The organism is uncultured Veillonella sp. (genome assembly GCF_905209685.1).
In the GTDB taxonomy this organism is placed as follows: domain Bacteria; phylum Bacillota; class Negativicutes; order Veillonellales; family Veillonellaceae; genus Veillonella.
The window spans coordinates 22,663-31,026 of record NZ_CAJLUB010000010.1; the positions used below are offsets into that span (position 1 = coordinate 22,663).

An 8,364-nucleotide genomic window follows, 5' to 3' on the forward strand; every position below is an offset into this window, starting at 1 on the left:
TTCAGTATAGGTCATACGTGTTCGTATGGCCTTTTTAAATAGAAATGAAGGTTAGTATGACAGAAGAACAATATATAACGGCGCTGACCAATAATCCACATGGAATTAGGAATATTCCTAATCCTACAGAAGCAATGCAACTTACCTGCGTAGCTCAAAATGGCATGTTGTTGCAATATATTAAAGAACCTACTAGAAAGGTTATTGAAACGGCGCTTTCACAATCACCACGAGCCATACAATTCGTGGAAAATCCTACAGAGGATTTATTACAGTCATTGGTAGAAAAGGACTGGGCTGTTTTAGAATATATCGATAATCCATCTGATACGATTGTTCAGCAAGCACTCGCTCAATCTGGATGGTCCATACGCTACATCGCTAATCCATCAGAAGCACTGCAGTTGGAAGCCGTAAAGGCCAACTATGATGCATTGCAATATATTAAGGAGCCCAGCGAATCCGTACAATTGCAAGCAGTTAAAGAAAATTACTTGGCCTTGCGTTATATTGATGAGCCTAGCGTAGCGGTTCTAGAAGCAGCAGTAAAACAAGATCCACAGGCAATGCGACAAATCACAAAGCTTACTAAAGATTTGGCATTACACCTATTCAGTGTAAGTGCTGCTACACTAGGATATATACCAAATAATTTAGGCGTCACTGTAGACGAAATTAAATCAATCATTATTAGCGCTATCACTAGTGATACAGTTGATGAGGACTATATTCGTGAATTGATTAACAATAAAGCTATCGGAGGTCGTCAATCTAAATGGCCTATCGATCTATTGTCACTCATAGATGCTTATGGAACTCGAGCTGTTAAGAAAATTGCAGTTAGTGAATATTTGAAATATTAGAACGGAGATACAATGAACTTTATAGATACAATGGCAAGCGTAGAGTTAGTGCTTGCTGCGAATCAAGTACCTTTGCTCGTGGGTGAAACGGGGATTGGTAAAACATCTCTTGCAGCGCGTGTAGCCGCTGAGCACGACTGGGAATTGGTAACAATCGATGGTAACCTCTTAAAAGAAGGTGAAATTGGTGGTTTACCAACTGTAGAATCTGTAACACATACAGATGGTCATGGTAATACGCATTCCGTAAAGACTACAGTGTATGCTGTGCATCATACATTGGAACATGTGGCACAAGCTGTAGATAAAGGGCGCCAAGTATTGCTGTTTATTGACGAAATTAACCGTGCAGAACATGCGGTGCAACAAGAGTTAATGAACCTTATTTTGAATCGTGAAATTAATGGCTTTTCTTTAAGCGACCAAGTGCGTATTATCGCCGCTATGAACCCTGAGGATTCTTTTGACTACCAAACAATTGATATGGACCCGGCACAACAAAACCGTTTTGTCTGGCTCTATATGAATGCTGATTACATGCAATGGATTGACTGGGCTATCGGTGCGGGGATTGAAGAAAAGGTTATCGAATTTATTTCTTCCTATCCAGAATACTTAAATCAACGTCATGAGGATGACATTGATGCTACACCACGTTCCTTTGAACGTGTATCTGGGTTATATACAATTTATAAAAATCAAGAAGGCTTAGCATATAGTCGCGAAGTATTCATGAATGTTATCCGCGGTAACGTGGGTAAACTCATTGCGGAGGCTTTCGTAAACTTTGTTGAGTCCGATCAAGAGCCACTTATTACCTTTGATGATGTATTGGCGGCGGTTCAAAAACCAGGTGCTATTATGTCTATGGCTGAACAGGTTAAAGGTGAAAGCCCAACTCGTTTATATGTAGCAGCTAAAAATATGTTGCATCGTTTAAATCGAAACAGTAATGCCGAAGAAGTTCATCACTTCATTGAATTCCTTACATTATATCCAGGTGATTTACGCGTAGCAGTTATGAAAGACTTGCGTAACACTTACGAACGTGTTTACGCCTATGCCATTGAAGATGATTTATTCGTAGATACTTTCTTTGAAGCACAAAAGTAAGTCTATTTAGCTAGGTAATAACAGTTTTACCTAATAATGTATGTATAACACAAGGTAATTAATATATAGTTTAAAAAAGAAAAAGGAGGTGGAATGATGCAACGAAATTTAGATAAGGACGATATTCGCGACGCCTCTGATTTACTCACTCATATAGATGGGTGGGAAAAAACAGGGTCCTATGATGAAAAGGCCATCGTGGCTCTTGATCGTTGGCATGCAAAGCGAGAGCGCATTCATCGTGAGGCAGAAGCCTTATATACGCAAATCTATGCCGCTTACGAAGCTTATGTAGATAGTTATGAAGCGCAACATCATAGCATGGAACCACAACGCATAGCAGCAGATATGATGAATCACAATATGTCAGATAGTCATATAGGGACCATAGGACGTGCCCTAGATGAGCTGCAGGTAGAAGGCTCAGACCTTGCTGTTATGCAACAAGCTGTCATGACACCTGCTTATGAGCAACGGTTGTGGAATATTCTACATGATGTGAATAGCTTGTTACTTGAAGAAGACCAATTCTTTGGCTATTTCTATTTGCAAATGGCCCATCGCATTCGTTTTGACATGACCAGTGCCTTTGGCATTAACCTAAAACAAGGTGGCTATGTATTATACGTCAATCCGTTCATCTTACTACGACAACCGCCAGATGTAATGAAGGATGGTATTAAACGTGAAATTCTTCATATCATTTCCGCCCATTTGATGCGGGTAAAAGCATTGAGCCAAAGCTTCAATAAAACGGCTGTACATATGGCGATGGATATGGTAGTAAACGACTATTTAGAACATGTTGATCGTGATGCGGTTACTGTAGCCAATGTAAATGAACGTTTTGGCTTGATGCTTAAACGATTCCGCACCATTGAGTACTATGCGAAAGCCATCGATAAGGCGATGAAGGAAAAACCTGAACTTTTTTTGCCTGTAGATAACTCTGATACGGCAGTAGCTATGGAGTTTGATCCTCAAACGAGTCATGATATTTGGGATGAATCCGATTCCATTGATACAGATACGATGGACCAAATTACAGAACGTTATATCAATGAGGCCTCAAAAGGGGACATGGAAGGGTATGTTAAAAGTCTTATCGATACATTCCAAAAGACACGTCGTGCTCTGCCATGGTATTTTTATCTTAAAAAGCTGATGGGCAAGGTCGCTAGTGGGTACAAAAAAACGACGATGCGTCGCAATCGTCGTCAGCCTGAACGATTGGAATTATCTGGTACCTTGCGTCAACATAAGGCAAATGTATGGGTGGCTCTTGATATGAGTGGTAGTATTACAGATGCAGAGTTTACGAATGCATTAGAACAAGTACTGCAAATTGTACATGCCTATAATCATCGTATTACTGTTGTAGAATGTGATAATGAGGTGCGCCGTACGTATACGATGGAATCTGTAAAAGATGTAAAGCCTCGCCTTGATGTACGCGGTGCTACAGCATTTTCTCCAGTGTTTGCATTAGCTAATCAGAATCGTGTAGATTTGCTAGTATACTTCACGGATGGCAAAGGAGAGGAGCGTCTGCGTGAAACTCCTAGGGGCTATAAGGTTTTGTGGGTCCTTACCGGTGAAAACCCTCAATTATCTTTGCATAATCCATACGGTATGGTTCGCGAGCTAGGCTATGTAGGTGTGGATGAAACACAGGATATAGACGAATTTGTACGCATGTCCAATCGTGGGGGCTTCTCCATGGCAAACCAAGAGATATAGACCTTATTTTCGATATGAATATGGATATATCTTGGATTTGTAATAGGGCTTGTCTGTAAAAGAATATAAAAAATGACGCAATTCATTGGAATTGCGTCATTTCTATGTAATCAAAATTCTATTACATTAGCTATTAAGTTCGATAGAAGAACCTGGATCGATGATAAGTGCTGTTTGGTTGTATTTACCTTCTACTAAGCTTGTAAATACGCCTGGTTCACGGTCGATTACAGGCCATGTTTTGTAGTGAATTGGAATGGAGATACGAGCTTTTACATAAGAAGCGGCTAGGGCAGCATCTTCAACGCCCATTGTGAAGTTATCACCGATAGGGAGCAAAGCATAGTCGATATCGCCAAAGCGATTTAATAATTTCATATCGCTAAAGAGTGCTGTATCACCTGCGAAGTATACAATATCTCCGTAGAAATCTACGATACAACCCGCTGCATGACCGCCAGGAATACCAGCACCATGGAAGGCTGGTACTATGCGAACAGAACCGAATTCAAAGTCAAATTTACCGCCTAAATGCATAGCATGAGTGCGGCAACCAGCAGCGGCTGCTTTACCGGCTACCTCAGCTGTAGAGATAACGAGTGCATCATTTGCTTTAGCGATGAATTCTGTATCGCCATAATGGTCGTCGTGACCGTGGCTAACAAAGATATATTGGCATTTAATATCTTCTTTTTTAGCTTTGTCCCATGTATTACCAGTTAAGAATGGGTCGAAAATCATGGATACATCACCGCGTGTGAGCATAAAGCAAGCGTGACCAAAATAAGTTAGTTTTGTTTTCATAGGAACACTTCCTTCCTTATACATATAAATCTTAATTCTATTGTATAATATAATAAATGAAAATAAAACTATTGATGATAATTTATGCAGAATTAGTAAGGATATATTATGGATTTAACACATTTTGACCAAGATGGCAACGCTTGGATGGTAGATGTATCCGATAAGGATATTACCTCTCGTACAGCCGTCGCAGAAGGGTTCATTGCTATCAATGACTCCATTTATGAGCGCATTGCTGCAGGCACTATGAAAAAGGGCGATGTTCTTAGTGTAGCGCAACTAGCCGCTATTATGGGGGCTAAGCAAACGAGTAATTTAATTCCTCTATGCCATCCATTGGCACTCACAAAGGTTGAGGTGCATTGCACTTTAGTAGATGGTGAAAGCCCTGCTTGCACCGATGAAAACCATAATAAGGCTGTTAAGGTTCGTGCTACCGTTAAAACGACGGGAAAAACTGGCGTTGAAATGGAAGCCCTTACAGCTGTTCAAGTGGGATTACTCACTGTATACGATATGTGTAAGGCTATCGATAAAGGCATGATTATGGGCCCTACTTATCTCGTAGAAAAAGAAGGCGGTAAAAGTGGACATTTTGTGCGTTCCTTTGTAGAATAATATAGATATAAAGAATAGGGGAACGAAAATGGAAATAGTACTTTATGAGCCAGAAATCCCTGGCAATACAGGAAATATAGCGCGTTTATGCGCCGCTAATCACATGACCTTGCACCTTATCAAACCACTGGGTTTTTCTATCGATGATAAGCACGTGAAACGAGCTGGTCTCGATTATTGGCATTTGGTAGATGTACAGGTACATGAAAATATTCAAGAGTTATATGCGAAATATCCTGATCGCAGATATTTCTACGCTACTACAAAAGCAAAGCATACCCACTCTGAGGTAAAGTATGAAATCGGGGATATGCTCGTATTTGGCCCTGAATCAAGAGGCTTGCCTGAAAGTTTATTAGAAGGTGTTGAAGAAACATGTATTCGCATACCAATGGTAGATGAGGCGCGTTCTTTAAACTTATCTAATGCAGTAGCCATTATTGCGTATGAAGCTATGCGCCAACTTGATTATCCAGATCTTAAAGCCGAAGGCAACTGGATTCAACCTAAATAAATATACTTTCACCATTGAGATATATACAATAAATATGTGTTAGAAATCCTACCCAATCTACATGAGAGGTAGTATTTTGACAGGTGTTGTTAGAGGAGGATATTATGAACTACGATAAAGCTCATGATTTAGCTCACGCTATGCGTGAATCCGAAGAGTACAAAGAGTTAATGGCAGCTCAAGATGCTTTGAAAGCTGATGCAGTAGCAGCGGCGTTGGTACGCACATTTATGGCACAACAAATGCAATGGGAATACGCAAAGTTGTCTGGTGCACCAGAAGCTGATGAATTGCAAAAGAAACAAGAGGAATTGATGCCTCAAATTCAAGAAAATGCTGCAGCGGCTGCTTATTTACAAGCACAAATGCGTTGGAGCCAAATCTCTAATGATATTTATAAAATCATTAGCGAACCAATCACTGAGGGGATGAAAGTGTTAGATCATGGCGAACAACAACAACCAAAACATTAAGGCCTTAAAAGAAGCCTTATTAGAGAAATTACCTAGTACACGTGTACGAGAACAGGAACTGCTTTGTCATCATACGACATTTAAAATTGGTGGTCCTGCTGATTTATTTATTGAACCTACAACGATGGATGAGTTGAGCTTTACGCTACGCAAGATTCACGAATTACAAGTGCCTGTAACTATTATTGGTTGCGGCTCCAATATTTTGGTGAAGGATGGTGGTATTCGCGGTGCTGTCGTATCGGTTCGACATATGACACAAATCATGGATTGCAATGATAATGTGTTATGCATTGGTTCTGGGTATATGTTAAAAGATGCGTCTGAATTTGCCTGGGAAAATGGTCTCTCTGGCCTTGAGTTTGCCATTGGTATTCCAGGAACATTGGGCGGTGCTGTATTTATGAATGCAGGGGCTTATGACGGGGAAATGAGCCATGTGGTCACTTCAGTACTAGCTGTAGACTTCGAGGGCAATATTAAGGAGTACGATGCATCTCACTTAGATTTTGGATATCGTCATAGCGTATTCCACGATAATCATGAGGTTATTGGAGAGGTTATTATGACGTTACAACCTGGTGATAAGGATGCTATTAAGGCTCGCATGGATGAGCTCACAGAAAAGCGCGAATCTAAACAACCTTTAGAGTATGCTAGCGCGGGTTCAACCTTTAAGCGCCCACCAGGGTATTTTGCAGGTACTTTGATTGAACAAACAGGTCTTAAAGGGTTATCTGTTGGTGACGCACAAGTATCTCATAAGCATGCTGGTTTTGTTATCAATACTGGCAATGCTAAAGCTAAAGATGTACTTGATCTTATTAAAGAGGTACAAAAACGCGTATATGATCAACATGGTGTACATCTGGAGCCAGAAGTACGTATGATTGGTGAAGATTAATACAAACTAAATATTAATACAAGATTTCTTATGTATCATTACTTTTTTGGAGAATGAACTCATAAGAAATCTTTTTTTATAGTCTGTAAAAGAGTATGATAACTATATGGTTAATCAATGTTTAGGAGGCGATGATATGAATACTTTATTGGCACAAGAGATTCATGATAAAGCACTAGCATGTGGCTATGATAGTTGTGGTATAGTGCCTCTTGATGCACTTGATTTTTATAAAGACCGGTTGACGAAGCGTTTAGAAGATGTACCTGAAAGTGAAGATGTATATGCTCATAGTAAAGACTTTCTAGCATTAAAAAATAATTATCCTTGGGCACAATCCATTGTAGTTTGTACCGAGTATTTTGGAAATTATAAGTTTCCTGCTTCGCTACAGAATCGATATGCAAAAGGATTACTATTATCTTTAAGTAATATTCCTGATGGTGTTGAATTTAAACGGAGACAATCTTTTGAGACATGGTTACAGAGTCAAAATATTCAATATATTGGTGGTGAAACTGCAAAGCCAGCTGGTGTTGTCCCTCTGCGTCCTGCTTCTGTAGCCGCGGGCCTTGGAATTTATAGAAAAAATAATTTCTTTTATGGTCCTAAAGGTTCTAATTATGAATTGGTAGCCTATTTAATAGATAAGTCTTGTGAATATATTCATGATACGGATATTCCTCCGTGCCCAGATTCTTGTAACTTATGTCAGCAAGGTTGTAAGACAAAATCTTTATCTGCACCATTTACGATGAATCCAATAACATGTGTTTCTTTTATCAATACCTTTGGTAATGGTAATTTGCCAGAAGGTGTGACAGAGGATATGTTGGAAGAGTGGATTATAGGTTGTGATAATTGCCAAGACTCGTGCCCATTTAATAAGAATCATGATTGGAGCATCGGAAAAGACTATCCTGGACTTGATGAATTGGAGCCTATACTACAGCCAGAATTTATTTTGAAAGCCTCTGATGAAGAGATTATAGAACAAATGATTCCTAAATTCTGTTTTCATTTAACGAATGAACAAATTCCATTGTTGCGTAAATCTGTTAGGCGGGCTATAGAATACAAAAATAGGTGGCAAAAACAATGATTGGTCTATAAGATGAGTCAAAAGTATAATCAAATGTAGAAATTGCCATGATTAGAAATCCTGTACTTCTTTGACTTTTTTCTATAGACTACGTTATAATTAACTGTTGCCAATTTTGGGAATATACCTACATAGTGACTTTCACAAGTCCTATGTGATATAGAATATACTGAAAGAATTAAAGGGAGGATCTTATGATTCGCGAAAATCTTCGTAATGTAGCGATTATC

The 8,364-nt window shown here is 39.3% G+C and carries 9 protein-coding genes; 8 read left to right on the forward strand and 1 reads right to left on the reverse strand.

Annotation, left to right across the window (positions count from 1 at the left end):
* Positions 1 to 56 precede the first annotated feature (56 nt).
* From QZ055_RS01940 to QZ055_RS01950, 3 genes are all read left to right on the forward strand, one after another.
* Positions 57 to 863, forward strand: coding sequence for a hypothetical protein (locus QZ055_RS01940; protein ID WP_295824300.1), 807 nt, complete (start codon positions 57 to 59; stop codon positions 861 to 863).
* A 12-nt stretch (positions 864 to 875) separates the two neighbouring features.
* Positions 876 to 1,976, forward strand: coding sequence for an AAA family ATPase (locus QZ055_RS01945; protein WP_295824302.1), 1,101 nt, complete (start codon positions 876 to 878; stop codon positions 1,974 to 1,976).
* Between the two features lie 96 nt (positions 1,977 to 2,072).
* Positions 2,073 to 3,716, forward strand: a complete 1,644-nt coding sequence (locus QZ055_RS01950; RefSeq protein WP_363178599.1) for a VWA-like domain-containing protein — start codon at positions 2,073 to 2,075, stop codon at positions 3,714 to 3,716.
* Between the two features lie 126 nt (positions 3,717 to 3,842).
* Here the strand turns inward: QZ055_RS01950 and QZ055_RS01955 are convergent, their stop codons facing one another.
* On the reverse strand, positions 3,843 to 4,520 hold the full coding sequence (locus QZ055_RS01955) for a metal-dependent hydrolase (RefSeq protein WP_295824307.1): 678 nt from the start codon (positions 4,518 to 4,520) through the stop codon (positions 3,843 to 3,845).
* A gap of 108 nt (positions 4,521 to 4,628) precedes the next feature.
* Here QZ055_RS01955 and moaC point away from each other — a divergent pair, with 108 nt between their 5' ends.
* The 5 genes from moaC to QZ055_RS01980 all read left to right on the forward strand — a co-directional run bounded on the left by moaC (position 4,629) and on the right by QZ055_RS01980 (position 8,134).
* Positions 4,629 to 5,141, forward strand: a complete 513-nt coding sequence (gene moaC / locus QZ055_RS01960) for a cyclic pyranopterin monophosphate synthase MoaC (protein WP_295824309.1) — start codon at positions 4,629 to 4,631, stop codon at positions 5,139 to 5,141.
* 28 nt (positions 5,142 to 5,169) lie between these two features.
* Positions 5,170 to 5,655: a tRNA (uridine(34)/cytosine(34)/5-carboxymethylaminomethyluridine(34)-2'-O)-methyltransferase TrmL gene (gene trmL, locus QZ055_RS01965; protein WP_005385766.1), complete on the forward strand. Its 486-nt coding sequence runs from the start codon at positions 5,170 to 5,172 to the stop codon at positions 5,653 to 5,655.
* A gap of 104 nt (positions 5,656 to 5,759) precedes the next feature.
* Positions 5,760 to 6,128 (forward strand): YlbF family regulator, encoded by a 369-nt coding sequence (locus tag QZ055_RS01970; RefSeq protein ID WP_295824311.1) that lies wholly within the window; start codon positions 5,760 to 5,762, stop codon positions 6,126 to 6,128.
* The gene (murB, locus tag QZ055_RS01975; RefSeq protein WP_295824313.1) at positions 6,100 to 7,032 is read left to right on the forward strand and encodes a UDP-N-acetylmuramate dehydrogenase; all 933 of its coding nucleotides are present in this window, start codon (positions 6,100 to 6,102) and stop codon (positions 7,030 to 7,032) included. The genes QZ055_RS01970 and murB overlap by 29 nt, the downstream gene beginning before the upstream one ends.
* Positions 7,033 to 7,168: 136 nt before the next feature.
* On the forward strand, positions 7,169 to 8,134 hold the full coding sequence (locus tag QZ055_RS01980; RefSeq protein WP_295824314.1) for an epoxyqueuosine reductase: 966 nt from the start codon (positions 7,169 to 7,171) through the stop codon (positions 8,132 to 8,134).
* The last annotated feature ends 230 nt before the right edge of the window (positions 8,135 to 8,364 follow it).

Bases quoted from the DNA above. Each gene is read 5' to 3' on its own strand.
- QZ055_RS01980 (WP_295824314.1), top strand. From the start codon at position 7,169: ATGAATACTTTATTGGCACAAGAGATTCATGATAAAGCACTAGCATGT.
- QZ055_RS01950 (WP_363178599.1), top strand. From the start codon at position 2,073: ATGCAACGAAATTTAGATAAGGACGATATTCGCGACGCCTCTGATTTA.
- murB (WP_295824313.1), top strand. From the start codon at position 6,100: ATGGCGAACAACAACAACCAAAACATTAAGGCCTTAAAAGAAGCCTTA.
- QZ055_RS01970 (WP_295824311.1), top strand. From the start codon at position 5,760: ATGAACTACGATAAAGCTCATGATTTAGCTCACGCTATGCGTGAATCC.
- trmL (WP_005385766.1), top strand. From the start codon at position 5,170: ATGGAAATAGTACTTTATGAGCCAGAAATCCCTGGCAATACAGGAAAT.
- QZ055_RS01940 (WP_295824300.1), top strand. From the start codon at position 57: ATGACAGAAGAACAATATATAACGGCGCTGACCAATAATCCACATGGA.
- QZ055_RS01945 (WP_295824302.1), top strand. From the start codon at position 876: ATGAACTTTATAGATACAATGGCAAGCGTAGAGTTAGTGCTTGCTGCG.
- QZ055_RS01955 (WP_295824307.1), bottom strand. From the start codon at position 4,520: ATGAAAACAAAACTAACTTATTTTGGTCACGCTTGCTTTATGCTCACA.
- moaC (WP_295824309.1), top strand. From the start codon at position 4,629: ATGGATTTAACACATTTTGACCAAGATGGCAACGCTTGGATGGTAGAT.